The sequence below is a fragment of the Wolbachia endosymbiont of Frankliniella intonsa genome (assembly GCF_029856955.1).
In the GTDB taxonomy this organism is placed as follows: domain Bacteria; phylum Pseudomonadota; class Alphaproteobacteria; order Rickettsiales; family Anaplasmataceae; genus Wolbachia.
In genome coordinates this window covers 304,462-329,342 of sequence record NZ_CP097148.1, presented here as the reverse complement: position 1 = coordinate 329,342, position 24,881 = coordinate 304,462, and the positions used below count along the sequence as shown (strand labels likewise).

The window sequence follows — 24,881 nt, the reverse complement described above, 5'->3', positions numbered from 1 at the left end:
AAAGTATTTGAGTTATAATGGCATATAGTGTGGATTTAAGGGAAAAGGCAGTATTGATGATAGAAAAAGGGAAGACAAAGGTTGAGATAGCAGAGCTCATGGAGATAGGAATAGCAACTCTGTACCGCTGGTTAAAAAAGAAAGCTGCTGGTGAAAGCTTAAAGCCATCTAAAAACGGTAGCTTTATTCGAAAAATAGACCCAAAAATACTCGAAGAATATGTTACAAAGAATCCAGATCATACTCTGGCAGAGATGAAACAAAATCTTGGATTTGGAATAAATTCAATTTGGTATAGACTAAAACAGCTAAAAATTACTTTAAAAAAGTCACACTATATCAAGAGCGCAATCAAGAAGATAGGCAGCAATTTATTGATAAAATCTCAAAAATAGAACATTCCAGCATCTTATATATAGATGAAGCAGGAGTTGATAATAAGTTATACCGAGAATATGGACGTGCTCCAAGAGGAAAGAAAATTTATGCAGATGTTCCAGGGAGAACTCGAGAGAGAATCAGTATAGTAGCCGGGTGGATTGGAATGAGATTTATTGCACCAATGACTTTCAAAGGTGGGTGTGAAAAAGAGGTATTCAATATATTGTTGGAGAAGATGTTATTACCTAAATTGCCACTTGGCACAACCATAGTTATGGATAATGCTACATTTCATAAGACCACTAAAACAAAATCATTAATAGAGTCTTTTGGCTTTCATGTGCTGTATCTTCCAACATATTCACCAGATTTGAATCCCATAGAACACTGTTGGCATACCATCAAAAGCCGCCTCAGACCTCTAATGTATAAATGTACAGACTTACAACTTTTGGTTGGTAATACCATAATGGAAATTTATCCATTCATTTTAGAAAATACTATACCACCGTACTAGATGGTCTTTCCGGCTTAAACATAGCGTTTATTTCATTGAAAGACGAACTTGAACAGCGAATTATATAATTGATTTTCCTTCCTGTAAGCTCAGCAAGAAATCGATAAGATACGTATCCTCTATCACAGATTAACAAATCGTCTGATTTTATGGATTCAAGCATACCGATCGCTAAATCAACCTCATATAGTATTTTCTAAAATGAATGGATAAATTTCCATTATGGTATTACCAACCAAAAGTTGTAAGTCTGTACATTTATACATTAGAGGTCTGAGGCGGCTTTTGATGGTATGCCAACAGTGTTCTATGGGATTCAAATCTGGTGAATATGTTGGAAGATACAGCACATGAAAGCCAAAAGACTCTATTAATGATTTTGTTTTAGTGGTCTTATGAAATGTAGCATTATCCATAACTATGGTTGTGCCAAGTGGCAATTTAGGTAATAACATCTTCTCCAACAATATATTGAATACCTCTTTTTCACACCCACCTTTGAAAGTCATTGGTGCAATAAATCTCATTCCAATCCACCCGGCTACTATACTGATTCTCTCTCGAGTTCTCCTGGAACATCTGCATAAATTTTCTTTCCTCTTGGAGCACGTCCATATTCTCGGTATAACTTATTATCAACTCCTGCTTCATCTATATATAAGATGCTGGAATGTTCTATTTTTGAGATTTTATCAATAAATTGCTGCCTATCTTCTTGATTGCGCTCTTGATATAGTGTGACTTTTTTAAAGTAATTTTTAGCTGTTTTAGTCTATACCAAATTGAATTTATTCCAAATCCAAGATTTTGTTTCATCTCTGCCAGAGTATGATCTGGATTCTTTGTAACATATTCTTCGAGTATTTTTGGGTCTATTTTTCGAATAAAGCTACCGTTTTTAGATGGCTTTAAGCTTTCACCAGCAGCTTTTTTTTAACCAGCGGTACAGAGTTGCTATTCCTATCTCCATGAGCTCTGCTATCTCAACCTTTGTCTTCCCTTTTCTATCATCAATACTGCCTTTTCCTTAAATCCACACTATATGCCATTATAACTCAAATACTTTATTATACCTTTATCATTTGCTTTGGGAAATACTATACTGTTGTAACTTTACACTTTTTCAACCACCGTGCTAAGTTATGAAGGTCTTCATACCAAAATCCATTACTGACGGAACAAATAAGAAACATTACAAACTCGTTTAATAGTAGTACTGGAAATATTGACAATAAAATTACACAAAACATCTTCAAGTAAACCTATGGTATCGTAGATATAGCTCTTTTCATAATAGTCCGGAAAGTTCATAGAAAAGCAGAATCAACAGCATGACGAAAAGATGTGAATAGAGGGATGTTTTTCCTAGCTCTATTTTTATAGCAAACCAATGATGCTCAATTTTATTGAAATCTGGGAATACGTAGGAAGATACAAAATTTCAGCACCAACTTCTTTAGCAAGTTCAGTAATCTTATTAGACTTATGAAAAGTAGCATTATCAAGGATAACAGTTTGTCCAGGTTCCAAAATCGGTGTCAAAAACTGCTCAAACCATTTATTAAAGATATCCATATTACAATGGCCCTCAAATGTTAACGGAACAACTATTTTTCTACTATTTAGAGCTGCAATCATGCTAATTCGTTGAGTTTTCTTTCCAGATTTTAGGGCATAAAATCGCTGTCCTTTCTGAGAATATCCATAGGGATAGTCTTCGGTATTATCAATACCAGATTCATCTATATATACTAAGTTTTGAGGTTCTTTCGTTGCTATAATTTTCAAAAATTCAGCACGTTTTTCTTCATTCCTTTCTTTGTATCCATATGTCTTTTTTTGCGTGTGAGTCCAATTTTTTTAAGAGCTAGATGAATCGTTGGGATACTAACATTACTCCAAAGCTTAGCCATTTCCGATAGAGTTTTTCCACCATGTTTTTTTGGCAAATTCAGTAAATTTATTCCAGTCGGTAATTTTATGATTATAACCTCCATTTCCAAGTTTTTTCGACTGAAAATCTCCTGTTTCTTTTTTTCTTTGCTGCCACTCCCATAATGTAGTTCTTCCAATTTTAAATCTTGCTGCTACCGTTTCTCTGCTTTCCCCTTCGTCTAGTACCTCCATTGCTTTTTTTCTTAAATCATAACTATATGCTGCTGGCATACTTACCTTCACTACTATAAACTCTTATTTTAAACCGTTTGGACCATTATGAAAAGAGCTATACTGTACCTTGAGGTCCTTGTTCGCCTCTTTCACCCTTTTCACCCTTAGCATTTTCTATTGCAATCATTTGCTGATATGAAGCATAAGCTGCTGCGGCAAAATATACAGCGGCAATAAATAGAACTGCAATTCCAGCAGGGCTAGCAATAAGCGCTAAAGACGTAGGTCCAGCAATTACTTTAGTAGCAATCAATACTGTTGTTATTGCTGCTGCTAAAGATGCAGTTGCAACTGTACCTTCAATACTCATTTTCGTTATGGGTGCTATATTTTTCAATTTCCATATACTTGTAATCATAATCACTTCCTCCTAATTAAGGTTTATAAAAAGTTAATTATATATTAAGAATGCACACTAGTCAAGCATTTGTATTAACAACTTAATATTTTATCTACTTTCTAAATTGTTACTAATTATGTAAGATTGATACATGGTAAATGGCTGGCTGAATCTTGATAAACCAACAGGAATGAGTTCTGCACAAGCTGTAACTCAAATTAAAAGGATTTTTGGAATAAAAAAATCCGGCCATCTGGGAACACTTGACCCTTTGGCTTCAGGTGTATTGCCGATCGCTCTTGGTGAAGCAACAAAAACTATACCGTATTTATCTTGTGACTTAAAGGCATACAATTTCACAATCAAATGGGGAAAGCAAACAACTACGGACGATTTAGATGGTGATATTATTAGAACTAGCAATATAAAACCTGAATATAACCAAATAAATTGTGTGATTAAGGATTTTATTGGTGAGATAACACAAACTCCTCCTCAATTTTCAGCAGTTAAAATCAAGGGAGCAAGAGCATATAAATTAGCAAGAAGTGGGCAAAAGGTAAATATAAAACCTCGACAAGTCAAAATACATGAACTAAAGATGATATTTTTGGACACCATAAATAATATTGCCGATTTTTCTATGATCTGCGGTAGCGGCGTATATGTAAGATCAATTGCAAGAGATCTTGGAATTGAATTAAATTGTTTTGGACATATTACACAATTAAGAAGAACGATGGTAGGTGATTTTAAGGAAGATGAATCAGTGACAATTGAGCAACTTACTAAAAAAAACACAACAACTTACTCTCCCCAGTGCTTGACACTGGATACAAATACTTACAAATCATGTAATGGACAAAAGATTCTAGGAGCATATGTAAAAAACAATGTTCGTGATGAAATAGGCTTGATCCCAGTGTCAAGCACTGGGATGACATCGGAGGGTGGGATAACAGAGGGAGGTGGGATGGCAGAAGATGATGTAGTGACAGGAGGTAATACAAAAAGTTTCATCATCCCCATTGAATCGGCTTTAAAATCGATGTTCAAAGTTGAAATTTCCTTAGAGGAAGCGGAGAAAATCAGAAAAGGTCAAGAAATTATATTAAATAACTTGCGTAATTTAAAGAATTATGATATTTTTTGTACGATAGTGGGTAATGTACCTATTGCAATTTGCAGTTTTACTCATGGTTATGTGAAGCCTATTCGTGTTTTTAATATTTTGAAATGAGGTTTAGATGTCAATAACATCCCAAAAGAAAAAAAGTTTGATTAGTACATATGCAATTAAAGAAGATGATACAGGTTCATCTTTTGTACAGTGTGCAATTTTAACCGAGAGAATCAGTAATTTAACTGAGCATTTTAAAACGCATAAGCATGACCATAATTCTAAGCGCGGTTTACTTATATTGATAGGTAGAAGGCGCAAGCACTTAAATTATATAAAACGTAAATTTGGTAATGAAGCCTATCAAGAGTTAATAGAGAAGTTAGGCATTAGAAAATAATCGAGGAATTTTGTATGTTTGAAATTATAAAAAAATCTATAGATTGGGAGGGGCGTACCTTATCTTTAGAAACTGGGAAAATAGCACGTCAAGCTGATGGTTCAGTAGTTGTAAATTATGGAGATACTTCTATCTTAGTGACTGTTGTACGAGAAAAGAAGGAAGAAAGTGTTGATTTTCTCCCTTTAAATGTGCAGTTTATTGCAAAGAGTTATGCCATGGGTAAGATTCCTGGTGGTTTTTTTAAAAGAGAAGGAAAACCATCTGATAGAGAAACTTTAATTTCAAGAGTAATAGACAGAAGTATAAGGCCGTTATTTCCTGAAGGTTTTCATGATGAAATTAGTGTAGTATGTAATCTACTAACTTACGATACAGTCAATTCTCCTGAAGTACCAGCATTGATAGGTACCGTCGCAGCTCTTGCAATTTCTGGTGTTCCTTTCCACTTTACTATAGCTGGAGTCATGGTCGGTTGTGATGAAAATAACAATTATATACTCAATCCTTCCGTTCAAGAGATGAAAGCAAGCAACTTGGATCTGTTTTTGTCTGGTGATGAAAATTCGATCTTAATGGTCGAATCGGAAGTCAAAGAGCTCTCTGAAGAAAATGTTTTGAGTGCAATAAAATTCGGCCATGAACATCTTCAACCTGTTATTAAGCTTATAAAAGAATTTGCTGATACAGTAGGCAATAAACCTGAAAGCTTTGCTCCTGTTGATATATCAGATATAACTCAAGAACTTGAAAAATATCGAAAAGACTTTGAAGAAGCATATTCAAAAACAGTAAAACAAGAGCGAGTTCAAGCTCTAGAAGTAGTCAGGAATAATATATTGAATACTCTTAAAGAGGCTGGAAAAGACGAAAAGTTAATTACTTATGCAGTAAAAAGCTTTGAAAGATCTTTAGTGCGTGAAATGATTAGAAGGAAAAGTGTGAGGATAGACAGCCGTAAGTATGATGAAATACGCCAGATAGAAATTGAGGCTGACATTCTACCCAAGACTCACGGTTCTGCGCTATTTACAAGGGGTAGCACTCAGGCACTAGTTGTTACTGCTCTTGGTACTACACAAGATGAGCAAATTGTGGATGACATTGAAGGGGATAGACGTGAACATTTTATGTTGCATTATAATTTTCCTCCATTTGCTGTTGGAGAGGCTTCTGCTATACGCGCACCAGGAAGGAGAGAAATTGGTCATGGTAAACTTGCTTGGAAAGCAATTCATCCTGTTTTACCTGATAAATCTGAATTTCCTTATACAATAAGGGTAGTATCTGAGATTATGGAATCTGATGGTTCTTCTTCTATGGCAACAGTTTGTGGAACTTCCATTGCATTAATGGATACAGGTGTGCCAATAAAGGCTCCTGTTGCAGGAATTGCTATGGGTCTCATCAAAGACAAAAATGAGCATATAATACTTTCTGATATACTGGGCGATGAAGACTATCTTGGTGATATGGACTTCAAAGTAGCAGGAACTAGCGAAGGGATTACAGCACTGCAGATGGATATGAAAATTCCTGGTATAAGCTTTGAAATTGTTGAAAAATCTTTAGAACAAGCAAAAGTCGGAAGATTACATATCTTAGAAAAAATGAATGCAGTAATTTCAGAACATCGTAAGGATATAAAAGATCATGTACCAAGAGTGTTATCGTTTTATATAGATAAAGATAAAATTTCTGCAGCTATTGGTACTAAAGGAAAAAATATACGCAGTGTATGTGAAAGAAGTAATGCAAAAATTGAAATAGGGGATGACGGTAAAGTTTCTGTTTTTGCCATTAGTAGTACTGAAGCTGAAGCTGCAAAGAATATGATGATTGATTCAATAACAGAGCTAGAACAAGGTTCTATAATTGATGCTAAAGTTGTAAAGATAGAGAAGTATATTGTAGAGCTAGAACTTCTTAATGGAAGAAAAGGAAAAATGCATATAAGCGAGGTAGCTAATCAACATGTAGAGTCCATTGAGGATATACTTAAACAGGGTGATACCTTCAAAGCTTTGATAATTGACTTTGAAAAAGGTGGATGTCCAAAATTATCAAGACGTCGTGTTGATCAAGAAACAGGTGAATTTTTTGAAGGTAAGCTTTACAATGAAGAAAGGAGAGATGGTTTAAATAATAGGGATAATTATTATAACAACTCGTTTAATAAAAAACCTGGAGATAATTATCATAGTAATAGACCTACTCGTCCTCGTTCTGGTTTTAGTAATAGAAACAGACCAAAATTTGGTAATAATGACTCATCATCAGGTTTCTATTGAGGTTTAACTTACTTTCTATTATCTCAGTGTCGAAGCACTGGGATAATAGAAATTTTTAAAACTGACAAGATAACAAAAATGGTTTGTGTTATCTGTAGGGTTATAACGAAAGATTTTTAAGATCGTTTACAGCCTTTTTCATGTCTTCAGCTTTAAATATTGCTGATCCAGCAACTAATATATTTGCACCTGCTTTTATTATATCAGCTGCGTTAGAAAAGTTAACTCCACCATCTACTGAAACTTGTGTTTTAAGATTACGGTCCTGTATCATTTTCCTCACGGTAGATATCTTACTCAACTGCGAATGAATAAACTCCTGTCCTCCAAATCCAGGATTGACTGTCATAATTAGTACAATATCTAGCTCATGTATTATATATTCAAGCACGCTTGGAGAAGTTGAAGGAACAATTGAAACTCCAACTCGTATTGTTTTTTTTGTATGATTTATGTCTTTGTATGATTTTATCTTTCTTACTAGCCTCTCAAGATGTATCTCTGCTTCTGCATGTATAGTGATAATATCAGCACCAGTATTTATAAAACTTTCAATATGGTTACCAGGAGATTTAATCATTAAGTGTACATCAAAAGGAAGATTGCTATATTTACGTATCGCAGAGATAACATTCGGACCTATTGTAATATTTGGAACAAAATTTCCATCCATAACGTCTATGTGTATATAATCTACATTCAAGTCGCTAATTCTTTTTACTTCCTCTCCTAATTTTGCAAAGTCTGCTGAAAGTATAGAAGGTGCAATTTTAATACCCATAGACTACTTTTTACCAAAAATAAAAAAAGTAACTTATTTTTTAAACTCTGTCATCCCAATACTATATTAATCCTCATTTAGAAATTTTTGTATCCTTCCAGATACATGTGCCTTTATTTTTCTCTGCCCATTCATCTGGCCATCTTAATACTTGTTAGACTTCTTTCTTTGCCTCTTCTAAATATTCCAACACAGTTTCATGCAGCGCAGTCCAAGACATTTGCTTTTCCATATTCGGTATAAACTTTTGTTTCCAAGTGTCCTTAAATTCTTGGAACCATTGTTTTTCAAAATTTTGGAAATCAGGTAAAATTTTCGACCTAAACCAATTAATTAAATTCGAGACTTCTATAGCCTTTTCAGGGCTTATAGACTTAAAAGACAATATTTCATTCTTTAAAACATCTAGCTTCTCAAATAAATTAAGCTTAAATGGAATATAAAGCGAGGATCTTATATTATACCTTAGATAAGAGTCGTAATATAGCTTAATCTTGTACATGAGCGTAGCAAATGCACTAGAAGAAATATTATTTTCATATTCTGCAAGAGAAGATAATAAACGCTTGTAATCCTCTTCATTCAAAAATGGTGGTTGTAAACTTGATTCAATTTTATTATTAAAAGATGTGAATCTGTTGAAAATACAATTGCCATATTCGCTTAAAAATTCAGGCAAAATATCTTCCTGTTCTAATTTTAGAGGCAAGTCTTTTCTAATCTCTTTCGGCAAATGATGCATTGAAAACTGATTAATAACCCACGCAAAATTCTCATCAAACTCATTTGAGTAATCAGCATTATTGTCAGCGTTACCTTCTTTATCATTCCAAGGCAGTATTTTATAAAAAAAATTGTTCAACCTTTTTTTTTAATTTCAAAATACTTTCACTATTATCGCCTACCTTATATAAAACCTCTTCTACTTTTTGTCTTGCGTCTTGAGAACTGATTCTATCACCTATAGTATTTTCTAAAATGAATGGATAAATTTCCATTATGGTATTACCAACCAAAAGTTGTAAGTCTGTACATTTATACATTAGAGGTCTGAGGCGGCTTTTGATGGTATGCCAACAGTGTTCTATGGGATTCAAATCTGGTGAATATGTTGGAAGATACAGCACATGAAAGCCAAAAGACTCTATTAATGATTTTGTTTTAGTGGTCTTATGAAATGTAGCATTATCCATAACTATGGTTGTGCCAAGTGGCAATTTAGGTAATAACATCTTCTCCAACAATATATTGAATACCTCTTTTTCACACCCACCTTTGAAAGTCATTGGTGCAATAAATCTCATTCCAATCCACCCGGCTACTATACTGATTCTCTCTCGAGTTCTCCCTGGAACATCTGCATAAATTTTCTTTCCTCTTGGAGCACGTCCATATTCTCGGTATAACTTATTATCAACTCCTGCTTCATCTATATATAAGATGCTGGAATGTTCTATTTTTGAGATTTTATCAATAAATTGCTGCCTATCTTCTTGATTGCGCTCTTGATATAGTGTGACTTTTTTTTAAAGTAATTTTTAGCTGTTTTAGTCTATACCAAATTGAATTTATTCCAAATCCAAGATTTTGTTTCATCTCTGCCAGAGTATGATCTGGATTCTTTGTAACATATTCTTCGAGTATTTTTGGGTCTATTTTTCGAATAAAGCTACCGTTTTTAGATGGCTTTAAGCTTTCACCAGCAGCTTTCTTTTTTAACCAGCGGTACAGAGTTGCTATTCCTATCTCCATGAGCTCTGCTATCTCAACCTTTGTCTTCCCTTTTTCTATCATCAATACTGCCTTTTCCCTTAAATCCACACTATATGCCATTATAACTCAAATACTTTGTTATACCTTTATCATTTGCTTTGGGAAATACTATAGTTTCTATACTCTCGCAGATTCAGTTTCTGTTCTGTAGTAGATACAGGTTGAAAAAATGTGAGGCTATATTTTTCAAGAAAGAATTGTATTGATAGATTATGATAAATTGAGTATATACGAGCTTGCTGATGCTCGTGAGAAATGACACAGACTAATACCAAAATCCATTACTGACGGAACAAATAAGAAACATTACAAACTCGTTTAATAGTAGTACTGGAAATATTGACAATAAAATTACACAAAACATCTTCAAGTAAACCTATGGTATCGTAGATACTATTGCGTAAAGTATTGTATTTGATATATTGCCACAACCTTTCAACAGGATTCAGTTCCGGTGAATAAGGAGGCAAGTATATGATGGTAATGTTTTCCTGAATTTTCAAACTTTTTGATCTATGCCAACTTGCACAATCCATTACAAGAAAGGCTTCTTTCGTGCCTAAATCTTTCGACATCTGCTCCAGAAATATATTCATACAATCAGTGTTTACATATGGAGCAAGTAGGCTGATTTTCTTACCACTTCTTGGATTTACCGCACTTTAGATATAGAAATTTTGTCTACCAATTTTCATTTTAACCTGCGTTCTGACCCCTTTTAAACCATCCGTGTCCGATTTTTGAATGAGTCCCAAATCGTGATTCATCAAAAACACCTCCCTTTTAGGGTGGAAATTGACTATTTTATTGAAGTATCTTTTAAACTCTTCTTGCTTGTTTTTATCTTGTTTATGGTGCATTGGCCTCGGTGTTATGTAAGAAAATTTCATCCTTTGTATCTCACGGTGCACTGTTGATTTGCTGATGTTTAGGGCAAATTCCTCTGAGATTTTTATTTGTACTTCCTTAATAGTAATATTTGGATTTCTTTCTACCCATATTTCAATTTGCTCACGTTGATTTTTGTTTAATTTGCTTTTTCTTCTCCGCTGAAACGGGGCAAATAATTTTTCTACTCTACCAAATTTTAGATGCTTTATCCATTCAGTCAAAGCAGTCCTTGAAATTTTACATATTCTTGCCACAGCGCTTATACTACTTTCTTTTCCTGCTATCACCGCTTGTAACTTTTTTGAAACATATGCGTTATTTCTTACCTTTTTTAACATTTCTTTCGCTAAATTTACAACTCTTTCGTCTAATAGTTTTGACCTTAATGCCATTTATACCTCGCTATTTCACTTACTCTAGTATGACTTTTTCCCCATTATTCTCTATCTGTTCTTTCTATAGCGGGAATTGGTATAACAGTATGGAAGACATGTATAAAGGTTATGGTACCAGCTACAGTGGTTATGAAAGCAATACTAAGTCTGGAATAAAGTTACAATTAGTTTTTGACTACCTAAACCAGACATTAGACCAGCTTAATATAACTGAAGGAATAAGGTCAGATCAGGGTTATAGAAGCCATTTAAGCAATATATCGAACAACGATTTACTAATATCTGATTTGGGTTATTTTGTGCCAAGTTCTTTTAAACACATCAATGAAATAGGAGCTTATTTCATAAGTCGTTATAAATCCGATACTAACATATATGATATAGAGACAGGTCAAAAAATAGATTTACTAGAACATTTGGGAGATCGATCTTTTCTAGAACAGGAGGTATTGTTAGGAAAAGAGACAAGGGTTAAAGTAAGAATTATATTTAAAAAACTAACTGAAGAACAAGCTGTGGCTAGAAGAAGAAAGGCTAATAGGTTAGCAAGATCACATGGATACACATCTTCTCAAAGGAACCAAAAGTTACTAAATTGGTCAATATTTATAACTAATGTTCCAAAAAGTAAGATTAATGCTGAGCAAATACTAGTAGTTTACCGAATAAGATGGCAAATTGAATTATTGTTCAAATTATATAAGAGTAATATAAGGATTGATAAGCTGAGAGGAAAGCCATACAGAGTATTATGTGAGCTATATGCCAAATTGTGTGCAATTCTTATATTTCATGGAATAGTGGGTTGCACAGAACTGAAAAAAAATACGGAGCTTAGCTTAACAAAGGCATTTATTGAGCTAAAAAGACGGGTTAGAGAGTTATTTTTAGCACTAAATAATAAAATTAAAGGCTTAAATATTTTTCTCAAAAAGCTTACCATAACTTGGTCGCAGTTTTCATTAAAAGACAAGTGCAGAAAAACTAGGGTATCCACCTTAACTTCTCTAAATTTGCTAATACCAATTCCCGCTATAGAAAGAACAGATAGAGAATAATGGGGAAAAAGTCATACTAGAGTAAGTGAAATAGCGAGGTATAAATGGCATTAAGGTCAAAACTATTAGACGAAAGAGTTGTAAATTTAGCGAAAGAAATGTTAAAAAAGGTAAGAAATAACGCATATGTTTCAAAAAAGTTACAAGCGGTGATAGCAGGAAAAGAAAGTAGTATAAGCGCTGTGGCAAGAATATGTAAAATTTCAAGGACTGCTTTGACTGAATGGATAAAGCATCTAAAATTTGGTAGAGTAGAAAAATTATTTGCCCCGTTTCAGCGGAGAAGAAAAAGCAAATTAAACAAAAATCAACGTGAGCAAATTGAAATATGGGTAGAAAGAAATCCAAATATTACTATTAAGGAAGTACAAATAAAAATCTCAGAGGAATTTGCCTAAACATCAGCAAATCAACAGTGCACCGTGAGATACAAAGGATGAAATTTTCTTACATAACACCGAGGCCAATGGACCATAAACAAGATAAAAACAAGCAAGAAGAGTTTAAAAGATACTTCAATAAAATAGTCAATTTCCACCCTAAAAGGGAGGTGTTTTTGATGAATCACGATTTGGGACTCATTCAAAAATCGGACACGGATGGTTTAAAAGGGGTCAGAACGCAGGTTAAAATGAAAATTGGTAGACAAAATTTCTATATCTAAAGTGCGGTAAATCCAAGAAGTGGTAAGAAAATTAGCCTACTTGCTCCATATGTAAACACTGATTGTATGAATATATTTCTGGAGCAGATGTCGAAAGATTTAGGCACGAAAGAAGCCTTTCTTGTAATGGATTGTGCAAGTTGGCATAGATCAAAAAGTTTGAAAATTCAGGAAAACATTACCATCATATACTTGCCTCCTTATTCACCGGAACTGAATCCTGTTGAAAGGTTGTGGCAATATATCAAATACAATACTTTACGCAATAGTATCTACGATACCATAGGTTTACTTGAAGATGTTTTGTGTAATTTTATTGTCAATATTTCCAGTACTACTATTAAACGAGTTTGTAATGTTTCTTATTTGTTCCGTCAGTAATGGATTTTGGTATCACAATCTCTTAACTTGACGCGTATGGTTTATTTAACACTTCCCTAAGTACGTAAGAAAAAACACTCCTATACTGAAAGTACAAGCATTTGTTGAGATTATTAGGAATGTAAAACCTAGCAGAAATCTTGATAATTCAAACGCTGAACAACTTCAAGCTATTGATAGAAAAATCCCTTAATTGTACATAGGCCAAGTCGGCTTATGTGTTGTTATTCTCACTTTGTAAAAATGCCAATAATTTTATCCATTATTCCGCCCATATTTGCTTCAGCTTGAGTGTGTGCTATCTTACCACCGTGTGAAATTAATTTGGGATCTGCGCCAGGTGATATATTAACAAATTTACTACCAACAACTCCACTGCTAGTGATTAGGGCTGAGCTATCAAATGGGAGTTTTATATCCCTACTTATACACATGTCGATTCGTGCTATGTAGGTAGCTTTGTCGAGTGATACACCAGTTATGCTTCCGACTTCCACACCAGAGATCTTGACACTATCACCAACTCCTACACCGTTAGCATCAGTAAAAAGGCCATGTATTTTATAACAATCCTTATAGTTTTTCTTTATGTAAGATAATTTATCAATAGCGAAGAAGATAAGAAAAACAGTAAAAATTAATACAAATGAACCAGCAGTTATTTCAAGTATATTTGACCTTCGCATCTTTAGTTATTAGGATTCCAGCTTTCATAGTAATTTTTCACCTTTTGGTTTGGGTAGTATGCATCTTTTGTACCTGTTAAATTAGGAATTTTTCTTTTGTTATTATTCACTGGTACTGCATTATTAGTATAATGCAGCCATATATGCCATGCTGGAGGAATTGTTGTAGGCTCAGAAACATTGTCATATATTACCCATCTTTTTCCTTTACTTGATTCATAGTAAGAATTTCCGTTTTCGTCCCTTCCTATAAGTTCACCTTCTCTCCGCAATAGGCTCGTTACTGCATTATAAATTTTAGACAACATAAAGGTGTTAAAACAAAAAGTATTATATATACTAATACTTTAACGATGTATTAACAACAGTTTAATGCAATTACCAATTCTACAAGTTATTATACCAATAATTGCTTCGATGTTCTGCTTTCTTACCAGGAAACATAGGGTGTCCTGGTTTATCTCTTTTTTTACAACGGCAGCTATTTTCTTTATTTCATTAACGTTCCTAGTGAAAACATACAATGGTGAAATTATAACTTATTATCTTGGAGATTGGGCTCCTCCATACGGAATAGAATTGAGAATCGACATATTGAACTCCTTGATTCTAACTTTGGTGAATTTTATAGCGCTGATTAGCGTGCTTTATAGCTTTTATATTAACGAGAAAGAAATTAGCAAAAACAAGATCACTGGTTTTTACTCTCTATTTCTACTGTGCTTAAGCGGACTACTCGGGATTCTAGTAACAAACGACATATTCAATCTTTATGTTTTTTTGGAAATTTCATCTCTTTCTTCTTATGTATTAGTTTCAATGGGAAGGGACAAAAAAGCCCTGATTGCAGCATTTGAATACCTAATTAGTGGTACTGTAGGAGCAACATTTTACTTGTTTGGCATCGGCCTTTTATACTCTATGACCGGAACGCTCAACATGTCTGACATGGCTGAAAGAATAGTACCATTATACGATAATAACATCATAAGACTTGGTACATTATTCATTTTTGTTGGTCTCTCAATCAAAATGGCACTATTTCCACTCAGCAGATGGCTGGTTAACGCATATAGTGAAGCACCTAGCTTCGTTAGCGTATTCTTTTCAGGTACAGTAACCAAAGTGATGATATATGTTTTTATCAGAATCTTTTACACTGTTTTTCAGCAAAATTTTTTCTTACCACTGCATAATGTGATAATTATCCTCGCACTTTGCGCTATTGTATTTGGATCAATATCTGCAATAATCGAAAAAGATATAAAAACACTGTTTGCTCACTCCAGTATCAGTCAGATTGGCTATATACTTTTAATGCTGGGTTTAAATTCAAAATCAGGTTTGTTTTCAGCAGTTCTTCACATAGTAAATCATAGCATGATAAAAACGTCTTTATTCATGGTTGCAGGGTGTATTTCTTATAAGGTTGGTATGACAAAAATAGAAAATTTATCAGTACTAAAAAAGTCAATGCCCTATACAACACTCGCATTTACTCTACTTAGTTTAGCATTAATCGGTGTACCCTTGACAAATGGCTTTGTAAGTAAGTGGTATATGATGCAAGCAATTCTTGAATCTCATGCATGGGTCTCTCTGATGGTTTTTGCTGTTAGCTCTTTTTTTGCATTAGTATACATTTGGAAAATGGTTGAGAAAATGTATTTTGAAAACAGTACAGCATCAAACGCTGGAATGACACTTAATGAGGTACCATTTCTTATGCTCTTTTGTCTATTATTTATGGCAATTTTAACGGTAATAACTGGGATATATAGTAATCCAATTCGGTTGGTAATTAATAAATTTGCTTTTTGATTTTCTTATGTTTTATTGTATCTAAAAGTCTGTAAAGTTTTCGCTGTGGATAAGCTGAAGAAGATTCACTTATTATTAGTCATGAACGTAATAGCTCTGTTTTGCGTTGGCATTGTTGTTCAATATTCTTCTGCTGGAGGAAAGTGGGCTCCATTTGCAATTCACCAATTGGTCATATTCTCTTTCTTCCTTTTGCTTGCTATAGCTATGTCATTTATAGAGCTAGATTTTTATTTGAAGCACGCTTATTTTTTTTACATAGCAGCAGTAATTGCGCTGTTAGCAGTAAATTTTTTTGGCTCGCATATAATGGGTGCAACGAGATGGATAAGAATTGGGTCAATTAGTTTACAACCATCAGAATTTGTAAAAGTGGGCTTAATACTTGCACTTGCTTGTTATTTTAATAAACAAAGTGTGTATAAAATGATGAAATTTCAAAGCTTATTTAAGCCACTTATAATTATTTTCTTACCTGTATTCCTTGTATTGAAGCAACCTAATTTAGGAACAGCTGTAATAATATTGTTTATAGGAGCATCAATCATATTCACATCAATAATGGAGAGACCTCATTTAATAATTTTTGGAACTCTTGGCATTTTCGCAATACCAGCTATTTGGCCTTTTTTGCGCCCTTATCACAAGCAAAGGATATTATCATTTTTGGATTCATCAGTAGATCCACTTGGAATAGGTTATAATGCACAGCAATCTCAAATAGCTATTGGTTCAGGAGGTTTGTTTGGTAAGGGATTTATTAATGGAAGTCAAACTCAACTTGGATTTTTGCCAGAGAAACGAACAGATTTTGCTTTTGCGGTACTGAGTGAGGAATGGGGTTTTTTAGGCAGTATGACTTTGGTTTTACTCTATACCACATTGCTTGCTATAATATTCTCCATTGCTTACAGGTCAAAAAATTACTTTTCTAAGTTAATATCTATCGGGGTTTTTGCCTTTTTTAGTGCTCATTTCTTTATAAACATTGGAATGACAACAGGCTTCTTACCTATAATAGGTGACCCACTTCCATTTCTATCCTATGGCGGAAGCACAACTGCTGCGAGCTTAATATGTATAGGATTGCTACTTAGTTCCGTGTCATCTACAAAGGACTTAAAGCTAAGTTTCCGATTTCACCCATAGAAAGAGCTTAGACAACCATCACTCTGCTAATGGTTAACGTCTTATTCTTCAATGAGAATCCCATTTTACGGTGCTTAAGTCTATTCCCTCTTGTACCATTTCCAAAAGTGGGCTCATCTCTCTTAGCCGTCCAACATTTTTAGTAACAAGATCTGCTGCATATAGAACTTCATCTTTAGTTGTAAATCGGCCAAGGCCAAATCTAATTGATGAATGCTCAAGATCGTGGCCATTGTTTAGTGATCTTATGACATAAGAAGGCTCAAGGGATGCAGATGTGCATGCAGAACCAGAGCTTACTGCTAAATCCTTGATTGCCATGATAAGAGACTCACCCTCAACATAAGGAAAACTTAAGTTAAGGTTACCTGGAATCCTATTTTCGTAGTCACCATTTAAAACAACATCAGGAAATGCCTCTTTTATTTTGTTGTACAAAATATCTCTCAACTCTTCTAATTTGCTTGCTTCTATTTCCATTTCTTCTTTAGCGATACGTGCCGCTTCACCAAAACCAACTGCAAGGGGAGTAGGAACTGTTCCAGAGCGCATGCCTCTCTCCTGTCCACCACCACTAATTAGTGGCGTCAACCTAACACGAGGATTTTTTCTACGGACATATAATGAACCTATTCCCATAGGTCCATAAATTTTATGGCTAGAAAGGCTCATAAGATCAATGTTCATTTCATTTACGTCTATTGGAACTTTTCCAAAGCTTTGGGCAGCGTCTGTATGAAAAAATATATTATGCTTTCTACACATTGCACCAATTTCTTTGACAGGTTGCATTACTCCGATTTCATTATTTGCCATCATCACTGAAATCAGAATTGTTTTATCAGTGATTGCCTCCTCAAGTTTCAACAAATCTATAATTCCGTTTTGCTTAACGGACAAATATGTAACTTTAAAGCCTTCATTTTCCAGATGTCGACAAGAATCTAAAACGCACTTATGCTCTGTGCAGACAGTTATTATATGATTTCCCTTATTCTTATAAAAATGAGCAACACCTTTGATAGCCATGTTATTTGATTCGGTTGCACCCGATGTAAAGACGATTTCTTTGCTGTCTGCATTCACTAAATCAGCAATGTGCTTCCTTGCTTTTTCTACTGCTTCCTCAGCTGTCCAACCAAATGAATGGCTACGAGAGTGTGCATTACTAAACTCACCAAAATAAGGTATCATCACCTCCAAAACACGAGGATCTACTTTAGTAGTAGATTGATAATCGAGAAATATTGGTAATTTTATTTTAGCATTGCGTATTTTTTCCATATTCATAGTCAGGTTTCAGCATAGAAGTTACAATATTTAGTAGCACTAAAGCTTAATTTTTTCAAGATATTGATCTTACCCAGAAAAAGTAGACAGGTAGTTAAGACGTTTTTTTCATGAAAATGATGAATCAAATTTTTCAGGAATGCAATAGTTAATAGTAGAATGTCTACGTTGTTTGTTATAAAAAATTTCTATGTATTCAAATATTGCGGTTCTAGCTTCTTGTGCGGAGTGTTGTGAGGTATCAATGAGTAATTCCCTCTTTAGTGAACTAAAAAAGCTCTCCGAAACAGCATTATCGTAACAACAACCTTTGTGACTCATGCTAGAAATAATACTTTTTGTATTCAGTAAAAATTGATAATTTTTAGAGGTGTACTGTGATCCTTGATCGCTATGAAATAGTAGATTTTTAACGGGTTTGCGCCTATCAACAGCCATCAATAAAGCATCTATAACTAATTGCTTATACCAATTCCCGCTATAGAAAGAACAGATAGAGAATAATGGGGAAAAAGTCATACTAGAGTAAGTGAAATAGCGAGGTATAAATGGCATTAAGGTCAAAACTATTAGACGAAAGAGTTGTAAATTTAGCGAAAGAAATGTTAAAAAAGGTAAGAAATAACGCATATGTTTCAAAAAAGTTACAAGCGGTGATAGCAGGAAAAGAAAGTAGTATAAGCGCTGTGGCAAGAATATGTAAAATTTCAAGGACTGCTTTGACTGAATGGATAAAGCATCTAAAATTTGGTAGAGTAGAAAAATTATTTGCCCCGTTTCAGCGGAGAAGAAAAAGCAAATTAAACAAAAATCAACGTGAGCAAATTGAAATATGGGTAGAAAGAAATCCAAATATTACTATTAAGGAAGTACAAATAAAAATCTCAGAGGAATTTGCCTAAACATCAGCAAATCAACAGTGCACCGTGAGATACAAAGGATGAAATTTTCTTACATAACACCGAGGCCAATGGACCATAAACAAGATAAAAACAAGCAAGAAGAGTTTAAAAGATACTTCAATAAAATAGTCAATTTCCACCCTAAAAGGGAGGTGTGTTTTTGATGAATCACGATTTGGGACTCATTCAAAAATCGGACACGGATGGTTTAAAAGGGGTCAGAACGCAGGTTAAAATGAAAATTGGTAGACAAAATTTCTATATCTAAAGTGCGGTAAATCCAAGAAGTGGTAAGAAAATTAGCCTACTTGCTCCATATGTAAACACTGATTGTATGAATATATTTCTGGAGCAGATGTCGAAAGATTTAGGCACGAAAGAAGCCTTTCTTGTAATGGATTGTGCAAGTTGGCATAGATCAAAAAGTTTGAAAATTCAGGAAAACATTACCATCATATACTTGCCTCCTTATTCACCGGAACTGAATCCTGTTGAAAGGTTGTGGCAATATATCAAATACAATACTTTACGCAATAGTATCTACGATACCATAGGTTTACTTGAAGATGTTTTGTGTAATTTTATTGTCAATATTTCCAGTACTACTATTAAACGAGTTTGTAATGTTTCTTATTTGTTCGGTCAGTAATGGATTTTGGTATTACCTTCACTACTATAAACTCTTATTTTAAACCGTTTGGACCATTATGAAAAGAGCTATACTTATCAAAAACGACAATAAAGAATTCAAAAAAAGCCAGAAATTCTGTAGAATTGACCACATCATATAGAGAAAAAGGAAGTGTATGATCACATCCTTCACTCCGATCATTAATCTGCAAACAAAATAGTTTTGCATTTTTTGATAAGATTAAGTAATATCAGCGTATTAGTTATACAATTAATAATTTTTATGGATGAGCGTAATCCTTGGAATCTTGGAAAGAAACCGTCAGGTTCAAGTAATGAAGATATTTTAAGTAAAGCTGTGTCTGATATAAGATGCTTTTTTAATGGCTTAACCAAAAATAGAGGGAAAAAACCTTATTTCATCATTTTTATTGTTTTGTTGTTTTATCTTTGTACTGGTTTCTATATTGTCCATCCGAGTGAGGAAGGTATAGAACTTACTTTTGGCAAATATTCCAATACAGAAACATCTGGTTTGCGTTATCACTTTCCCTACCCTATTGGTAAGGTTTTTAAAGTAAATGTTAAAGAAGTAAATCGTGAAGAAATTGGGATAAGCAGCTCTTATGGGCGAGATACAGATCGTGGTGAAGGAGTGATGCTCACCGGAGATGAGAACATAGTCAACGTTAACTTTGAGGTCCAATGGAGAGTCAGGGATGCTAAAGATTATTTATTCAAAGTGCGGGATTATAAACCTGGTTTTAGCGTTAAAAATGCTGCTGAAAGTGCTATGAGAGAAATAATAGGTAAGAATACGATCTCTTTTGCACTCGAAGGTCAAGGCAGGGCTGAAATTTCCAGAGATACTATAATTTTATTGCAACAGATTCTTGATGGATATCAAATGGGTATAGAGATTTTATCCGTTCAAATGAAAAAAATTGATCCACCAGAAAAGGTGATTAGCTCATTTAGGGATGTACAAAGTGCTCGAGCAGATAAGGAGCGTACCATAAACGAAGCATACGCTTACAGTAATGATATTATACCTCGTGCAAAAGGTGAAGCAATAAAGATAAAATTAGATGCAGAAGCATACGAGAATGAAATAATAAATCAAGCAAAAGGTAATGCAAATCGCTTTTTATCTCTTTACGAAGAATATAGACAAAATCCTTCTCTTGTTAAGAATCGTATTTATCTTGAAACTATGGAAAATATTTTCAGCAAGGTAGATAAGTTTGTTATAACAGACGATCTGAAAGGTATGTTCTCTTATTTACCTCTTACAAATTTAGGAAAATAGCCATGAGTAGTAATATAAAAATTGTTTTTGCTTTTATATTTGTTGTATTATTGATTGCCTTATCTAATTCAATCTTCGTTGTTCAAGAAACAAAACAAGCAATAGTTATACAACTCGGTAAAGTCGTAAAAGATGTTAGGGAAAGTGGTTTATATTTTAAATTGCCATTTATAAATAACGTAGAATTTCTTGATAAGAGAATTTTAGATTTAAGTCCTGATAAAACTCCAAGGGAAGTGATAACTGCAGATCAAAAGCGTATTATAGTAGATGCTTATGCAAAATATAAAATAATAGATCCTATCACTTTTTATCAAACTGTGAAAAATGAATCAGGGCTAGTTAGAAGATTATATCCTGTCATAGAAGCTCACATAAGGGAGAATATAGGAAGATTTTCATTAATTAGTTTGTTGAATGAAAAGAGATCAGAAGTTATGCAATTAATTCAACGTGGAGTTTATTCTGAAGCTGGAAAATTTGGCATAGAAGTAATAGATGTAAGAATTAAGAGAGCAGATCTACCAGAAGAAAATAGTTCTGCAATATTCCGCCGCATGCAAACTGAAAGGGAAAAGGAAGCAAAAGAAATTAGAGCAGAAGGAGAACAAGCTGGACAAGAAATTAGATCAAAAGCTGATAAATTAAAAAGGGGAATTGTCTCTAGTGCAGTAAAAGAATCACATGAAATAAGAGGCCGTGGTTATGCTGAAGCAACTAGAATCTATAATGAGGCATTCAAGGTTGATGAAGAGTTTTTTAACTTTTATCGCTCTATGAAAGCTTATAGTAAATCATTTGCTAAGGATAATACTAAATTTGTGCTTTCACCAAATAATAATTTCTTAGATATTTTGAACAAAGGGTGGAAATAATGAAAAGTAAGATTTTATTGATATTTATATGTTTTTTAATTTCACCTTTTTATCTATATGCTGCTAAGAAATTTAGTGAACCCACAGTAGAAGATAGATGCAGTAATAATCAGATTGCTGATTTGGTAGAAGAACTTATTCCCGCAGTTGTAAATATTTCAAGTGAGCAAATAGTTAAGCAAGAAAATAACAGTAGAACTAAAATTCCCTTTACGCCAAGAAATAATTTCTTTGATGACTTTAGAGAATTTTTCGAGCATTTTGATCAATTTTTCGATAGAGCTCCTAGCATTAATAGAGAAGTGACGTTACTTGGGTCTGGATTTATTATAGATAAAAGTGGAACCATAGTAACCAACTATCACGTTATTAAAAATGCCCAAGATATTACAGTTACTATGAACGATAATACTTATTTCAAAGCAGAAGTTTTAGGCTATGATGCAAAAACTGATCTTGCTGTGCTTAAGATTAATTCTGATAAAGATCTTCCTTTTGTTGAATTTGGTAATTCTGATAAAGCAAGAGTTGGTGATACAGTTATTGCAATAGGCAACCCTTTTGGTTTGGGTGGCTCTGTAAGTACAGGAATTGTGTCTGCAAGATCTAGAGACATTAGTATTGGTACTATGAATGAATTTATTCAAACTGATGCTGCAATTAATAGAGGTAACTCAGGGGGGCCACTATTTCATCTAAATGGAAAAGTCATAGGTATTAATACTGCTATTTATTCCCCATCTGAGTCTGGCGGTAACGTGGGTATAGGCTTTGCTATACCATCTAATCTAGCTATTTCAATTATTGACACATTAAAAAGTGGTAAAAAAATAAAACATGGTTGGCTTGGCGTGCAAGTTCAGCCTATAACAAAAGAATTTGCTAAATCCTTAAGTTTAAAAGATATCAAAGGTGCATTAGTTGCAAGCGTAGTAAAGGGCAGTCCTGCAGAGAAAGGAGGAATAAAAGTAGGTGATGTAATATTAGAGTTTGACGGCAAAAAAATTGATAGAATGACGCAATTACCTCATATGGTTTCACTAACTGAGCCCGGAAAGAAAGTACAGGTTAATTTACTTAGAAAAGATAAAGAAGTCAATATCAAGGTTGCAATCGAGGAATCTACAAATGATGATTCAGGTAATAATCAAGAAGAAAATAAATCAACATCTAGTTATATAAGTGGTTTAACCGTTTCAAATTTGCCAAAAGAACTAAAAAACAATGCACCCACAAAGGGTGTAGTAGTTACTAGTGTAGATAGTAGTAGTAATTCTACACTACGTGTTATTAAGAAAGGTGATATAATTATCCAACTAGATGGAATCGATATTAAAAATACTAATGATTTTCAAAAACAAATTGATTCAGCAGTAAAAAAAGACGGCAAAGATTCAGTAATGCTGCTTATTTACCGCAACGGCAATCAATTTTTCACCTCAATCAAATTGAAGAAGTAGCTATTTATCTAGCTGGTCATGAAAAAATTGCTTGACAAATTTAACTAGCTTCTTTATCCTAAGGGTAAGGGTTTTTCTGTAGATCAATAAAATTTATCCCTATACTGAAAACCTTTCCAACGAGGTTATGAAAGAACTAGACTTCAGTATCAAGCACTGGAACGATATCATCCATAAGATGAAAGAGCTGTAGTGGTAAGAAACTGGATGATATAAAGCCTTTTGATAATCAGTTTAAAAAGTATAACTTTCTTTCACAAATTAATTTATAATTAAATTAGTATAAAGCATAATCATATTTACTTATCATCATTATTAATCAATAATTAATACCCATAAATTAATTGTATCTAATCGCAAAGGGAGGTGGAGATGCGTTTTAAACTAGAAAAGGAAGGTATCCTACAAAAAGATTGTAATAATAGAATTGGTCGTAGGGTACCTGCACAAATAAGATTAAATAACAAAACAACATTTAGCCTGCCTAGTGTATCTTACATTATTCAGGATGACGCTACTGGTCAGCGTTTTGAAATTTTGGATTTGAAGCATGACGTGGCAAGTATACTAAACGACTTATCTCAAGAGCTACAACTAAAGCTAGAAAGCGTAAGAAATGATTACAAATTCGCTTTAGTTATAGCTCTTTTCATAATGGTCCAAACGGTTTAAAATAAGAGTTTATAGTAGTGAAGGTAAGTATGCCAGCAGCATATAGTTATGATTTAAGAAAAAAAGCAATGGAGGTACTAGACGAAGGGGAAAGCAGAGAAACGGTAGCAGCAAGATTTAAAATTGGAAGAACTACATTATGGGAGTGGCAGCAAAGAAAAAAAGAAACAGGAGATTTTCAGTCGAAAAAACTTGGAAATGGAGGTTATAATCATAAAATTACCGACTGGAATAAATTTACTGAATTTGCCAAAAAAACATGGTGGAAAAACTCTATCGGAAATGGCTAAGCTTTGGAGTAATGTTAGTATCCCAACGATTCATCTAGCTCTTAAAAAAATTGGACTCACACGCAAAAAAGACATATGGATACAAAGAAAGGAATGAAGAAAAACGTGCTGAATTTTTGAAAATTATAGCAACGAAAGAACCTCAAAACTTAGTATATATAGATGAATCTGGTATTGATAATACCGAAGACTATCCCTATGGATATTCTCAGAAAGGACAGCGATTTTATGCCCTAAAATCTGGAAAGAAAACTCAACGAATTAGCATGATTGCAGCTCTAAATAGTAGAAAAATAGTTGTTCCGTTAACATTTGAGGGCCATTGTAATATGGATATCTTTAATAAATGGTTTGAGCAGTTTTTGACACCTATTTTGGAACCTGGACAAACTGTTATCCTTGATAATGCTACTTTTCATAAGTCTAATAAGATTACTGAACTTGCTAAAGAAGTTGGTGCTGAAATTTTGTATCTTCCTACGTATTCCCCAGATTTCAATAAAATTGAGCATCATTGGTTTGCTATAAAAAATAGAGCTAGGAAAAACATCCCTCTATTCACATCTTTTCGTCATGCTGTTGATTCTGCTTTTCTATGAACTTTCCGGACTATTATGAAAAGAGCTATATCTTTAG

At 33.7% G+C, this 24,881-nt stretch carries 22 protein-coding genes and 9 pseudogenes; 15 read left to right on the top strand and 16 right to left on the bottom strand.

The window, feature by feature from the left end; genetic code table 11:
• Window positions 1–17 precede the first annotated feature (17 nt).
• Both M3L71_RS01925 and M3L71_RS01920 read left to right on the top strand, forming a co-directional pair.
• Entirely contained in the window at window positions 18–395 is a 378-nt protein-coding gene (locus M3L71_RS01925) for an IS630 transposase-related protein (protein WP_280143348.1), read from the top strand.
• Window positions 374–898, top strand: a complete 525-nt coding sequence (locus M3L71_RS01920) for an IS630 family transposase (RefSeq protein WP_349292724.1) — start codon at window positions 374–376, stop codon at window positions 896–898. The genes M3L71_RS01925 and M3L71_RS01920 overlap by 22 nt, the downstream gene beginning before the upstream one ends.
• Here M3L71_RS01920 and M3L71_RS01915 read toward each other — a convergent pair.
• From M3L71_RS01915 to M3L71_RS01885, 7 genes and pseudogenes are all read right to left on the bottom strand, one after another.
• Window positions 885–1,085, bottom strand: a pseudogene (locus M3L71_RS01915) (IS4-like element ISWpi18 family transposase); the annotation flags it as partial. The gene M3L71_RS01920 and the pseudogene M3L71_RS01915 sit on opposite strands and share 14 nt — an antisense overlap.
• Entirely contained in the window at window positions 1,081–1,425 is a 345-nt protein-coding gene (locus M3L71_RS01910; protein ID WP_280143828.1) for a transposase, read from the bottom strand. The pseudogene M3L71_RS01915 and the gene M3L71_RS01910, both read right to left, overlap by 5 nt.
• Complete coding sequence (locus tag M3L71_RS08410) at window positions 1,385–1,549, bottom strand: hypothetical protein (protein WP_280143806.1); 165 nt, start codon at window positions 1,547–1,549, stop codon at window positions 1,385–1,387. The genes M3L71_RS01910 and M3L71_RS08410 overlap by 41 nt, the downstream gene beginning before the upstream one ends.
• Window positions 1,550–1,573: 24 nt before the next feature.
• Window positions 1,574–1,762 carry an IS630 transposase-related protein gene (locus tag M3L71_RS01900; RefSeq protein WP_280144085.1) on the bottom strand — a complete coding sequence of 63 codons (189 nt, stop codon included), beginning with the start codon at window positions 1,760–1,762 and terminating at the stop codon, window positions 1,574–1,576.
• A 303-nt stretch (window positions 1,763–2,065) separates the two neighbouring features.
• Window positions 2,066–2,185: pseudogene (locus M3L71_RS01895) on the bottom strand (IS630-like element ISWpi10 family transposase); the annotation flags it as partial.
• Window positions 2,186–2,205: 20 nt separating this feature from the next.
• Window positions 2,206–3,064: pseudogene (locus M3L71_RS01890) on the bottom strand (IS630 family transposase).
• Between the two features lie 58 nt (window positions 3,065–3,122).
• Entirely contained in the window at window positions 3,123–3,404 is a 282-nt protein-coding gene (locus tag M3L71_RS01885) for a hypothetical protein (protein WP_280143827.1), read from the bottom strand.
• 154 nt (window positions 3,405–3,558) lie between these two features.
• On the opposite strand from M3L71_RS01885, the gene truB reads away from it, so the two are divergent.
• From truB to pnp, 3 genes are read left to right on the top strand one after another with little or no spacing between them, the layout of a single operon-like run.
• The gene (truB, locus tag M3L71_RS01880; protein WP_280143826.1) at window positions 3,559–4,647 is read left to right on the top strand and encodes a tRNA pseudouridine(55) synthase TruB; all 1,089 of its coding nucleotides are present in this window, start codon (window positions 3,559–3,561) and stop codon (window positions 4,645–4,647) included.
• Between the two features lie 7 nt (window positions 4,648–4,654).
• Complete coding sequence (gene rpsO, locus M3L71_RS01875) at window positions 4,655–4,927, top strand: 30S ribosomal protein S15 (protein ID WP_015588069.1); 273 nt, start codon at window positions 4,655–4,657, stop codon at window positions 4,925–4,927.
• Between the two features lie 14 nt (window positions 4,928–4,941).
• On the top strand, window positions 4,942–7,218 hold the full coding sequence (gene pnp, locus M3L71_RS01870) for a polyribonucleotide nucleotidyltransferase (protein ID WP_280143825.1): 2,277 nt from the start codon (window positions 4,942–4,944) through the stop codon (window positions 7,216–7,218).
• A 100-nt stretch (window positions 7,219–7,318) separates the two neighbouring features.
• On the opposite strand, the gene rpe is transcribed toward pnp, so the two are convergent.
• The 5 genes and pseudogenes from rpe to M3L71_RS01845 form a co-directional block, all read right to left on the bottom strand.
• Entirely contained in the window at window positions 7,319–7,999 is a 681-nt protein-coding gene (gene rpe, locus M3L71_RS01865; protein ID WP_280143824.1) for a ribulose-phosphate 3-epimerase, read from the bottom strand.
• Between the two features lie 154 nt (window positions 8,000–8,153).
• Window positions 8,154–8,861 carry a hypothetical protein gene (locus tag M3L71_RS01860; protein WP_280143823.1) on the bottom strand — a complete coding sequence of 236 codons (708 nt, stop codon included), beginning with the start codon at window positions 8,859–8,861 and terminating at the stop codon, window positions 8,154–8,156.
• Window positions 8,842–9,456 carry an IS630 family transposase gene (locus M3L71_RS01855; RefSeq protein WP_280144093.1) on the bottom strand — a complete coding sequence of 205 codons (615 nt, stop codon included), beginning with the start codon at window positions 9,454–9,456 and terminating at the stop codon, window positions 8,842–8,844. The genes M3L71_RS01860 and M3L71_RS01855 overlap by 20 nt, the downstream gene beginning before the upstream one ends.
• 28 nt (window positions 9,457–9,484) lie before the next feature.
• Window positions 9,485–9,832, bottom strand: coding sequence for a transposase (locus M3L71_RS01850; protein WP_264336399.1), 348 nt, complete (start codon window positions 9,830–9,832; stop codon window positions 9,485–9,487).
• Between the two features lie 221 nt (window positions 9,833–10,053).
• A pseudogene (locus tag M3L71_RS01845) lies at window positions 10,054–11,055 on the bottom strand (IS630 family transposase).
• Between the two features lie 83 nt (window positions 11,056–11,138).
• Here M3L71_RS01845 and M3L71_RS01840 point away from each other — a divergent pair.
• Together M3L71_RS01840 and M3L71_RS01835 are read left to right on the top strand one after the other, a co-directional pair.
• Window positions 11,139–12,116, top strand: a pseudogene (locus tag M3L71_RS01840) (IS4 family transposase); the annotation flags it as partial.
• A 44-nt stretch (window positions 12,117–12,160) separates the two neighbouring features.
• Window positions 12,161–13,161: pseudogene (locus tag M3L71_RS01835) on the top strand (IS630 family transposase).
• 230 nt (window positions 13,162–13,391) lie between these two features.
• Here the strand turns inward: M3L71_RS01835 and mlaD are convergent.
• Window positions 13,392–13,847 (bottom strand): outer membrane lipid asymmetry maintenance protein MlaD, encoded by a 456-nt coding sequence (gene mlaD / locus M3L71_RS01830; protein ID WP_280143822.1) that lies wholly within the window; start codon window positions 13,845–13,847, stop codon window positions 13,392–13,394.
• Between the two features lie 2 nt (window positions 13,848–13,849).
• Complete coding sequence (locus M3L71_RS01825) at window positions 13,850–14,155, bottom strand: NADH-ubiquinone oxidoreductase subunit NDUFA12 family protein (protein WP_280143821.1); 306 nt, start codon at window positions 14,153–14,155, stop codon at window positions 13,850–13,852.
• Between the two features lie 64 nt (window positions 14,156–14,219).
• On the opposite strand from M3L71_RS01825, the gene M3L71_RS01820 reads away from it, so the two are divergent.
• Window positions 14,220–15,668, top strand: a complete 1,449-nt coding sequence (locus M3L71_RS01820) for a proton-conducting transporter transmembrane domain-containing protein (protein ID WP_280143820.1) — start codon at window positions 14,220–14,222, stop codon at window positions 15,666–15,668.
• Between the two features lie 45 nt (window positions 15,669–15,713).
• Entirely contained in the window at window positions 15,714–16,817 is a 1,104-nt protein-coding gene (gene rodA / locus M3L71_RS01815; protein WP_349292722.1) for a rod shape-determining protein RodA, read from the top strand.
• 48 nt (window positions 16,818–16,865) lie between these two features.
• On the opposite strand, the gene M3L71_RS01810 is transcribed toward rodA, so the two are convergent.
• Entirely contained in the window at window positions 16,866–18,107 is a 1,242-nt protein-coding gene (locus tag M3L71_RS01810) for an IscS subfamily cysteine desulfurase (RefSeq protein ID WP_264375172.1), read from the bottom strand.
• Between the two features lie 108 nt (window positions 18,108–18,215).
• Window positions 18,216–18,572, bottom strand: a pseudogene (locus tag M3L71_RS01805) (integrase core domain-containing protein); the annotation flags it as partial.
• A gap of 83 nt (window positions 18,573–18,655) precedes the next feature.
• Here M3L71_RS01805 and M3L71_RS01800 point away from each other — a divergent pair.
• The 6 genes and pseudogenes from M3L71_RS01800 (at window position 18,656) to M3L71_RS01775 (ending at window position 24,844) form a co-directional block, all read left to right on the top strand.
• A pseudogene (locus M3L71_RS01800) lies at window positions 18,656–19,658 on the top strand (IS630 family transposase).
• A gap of 264 nt (window positions 19,659–19,922) precedes the next feature.
• Window positions 19,923–20,948: an FtsH protease activity modulator HflK gene (hflK, locus tag M3L71_RS01795; protein WP_280143818.1), complete on the top strand. Its 1,026-nt coding sequence runs from the start codon at window positions 19,923–19,925 to the stop codon at window positions 20,946–20,948.
• Between the two features lie 2 nt (window positions 20,949–20,950).
• The gene (gene hflC / locus M3L71_RS01790) at window positions 20,951–21,823 is read left to right on the top strand and encodes a protease modulator HflC (RefSeq protein WP_280143817.1); all 873 of its coding nucleotides are present in this window, start codon (window positions 20,951–20,953) and stop codon (window positions 21,821–21,823) included.
• Window positions 21,823–23,283 (top strand): DegQ family serine endoprotease, encoded by a 1,461-nt coding sequence (locus tag M3L71_RS01785; RefSeq protein WP_280143816.1) that lies wholly within the window; start codon window positions 21,823–21,825, stop codon window positions 23,281–23,283. The genes hflC and M3L71_RS01785 overlap by 1 nt, the downstream gene beginning before the upstream one ends.
• A 372-nt stretch (window positions 23,284–23,655) precedes the next feature.
• A complete protein-coding gene (locus M3L71_RS01780) occupies window positions 23,656–23,955 on the top strand; it encodes a hypothetical protein (protein WP_280143815.1) in 300 nt (99 codons plus the stop codon).
• A gap of 29 nt (window positions 23,956–23,984) precedes the next feature.
• Window positions 23,985–24,844 (top strand): annotated as a pseudogene (locus tag M3L71_RS01775) (IS630 family transposase).
• The last annotated feature ends 37 nt before the right edge of the window (window positions 24,845–24,881 follow it).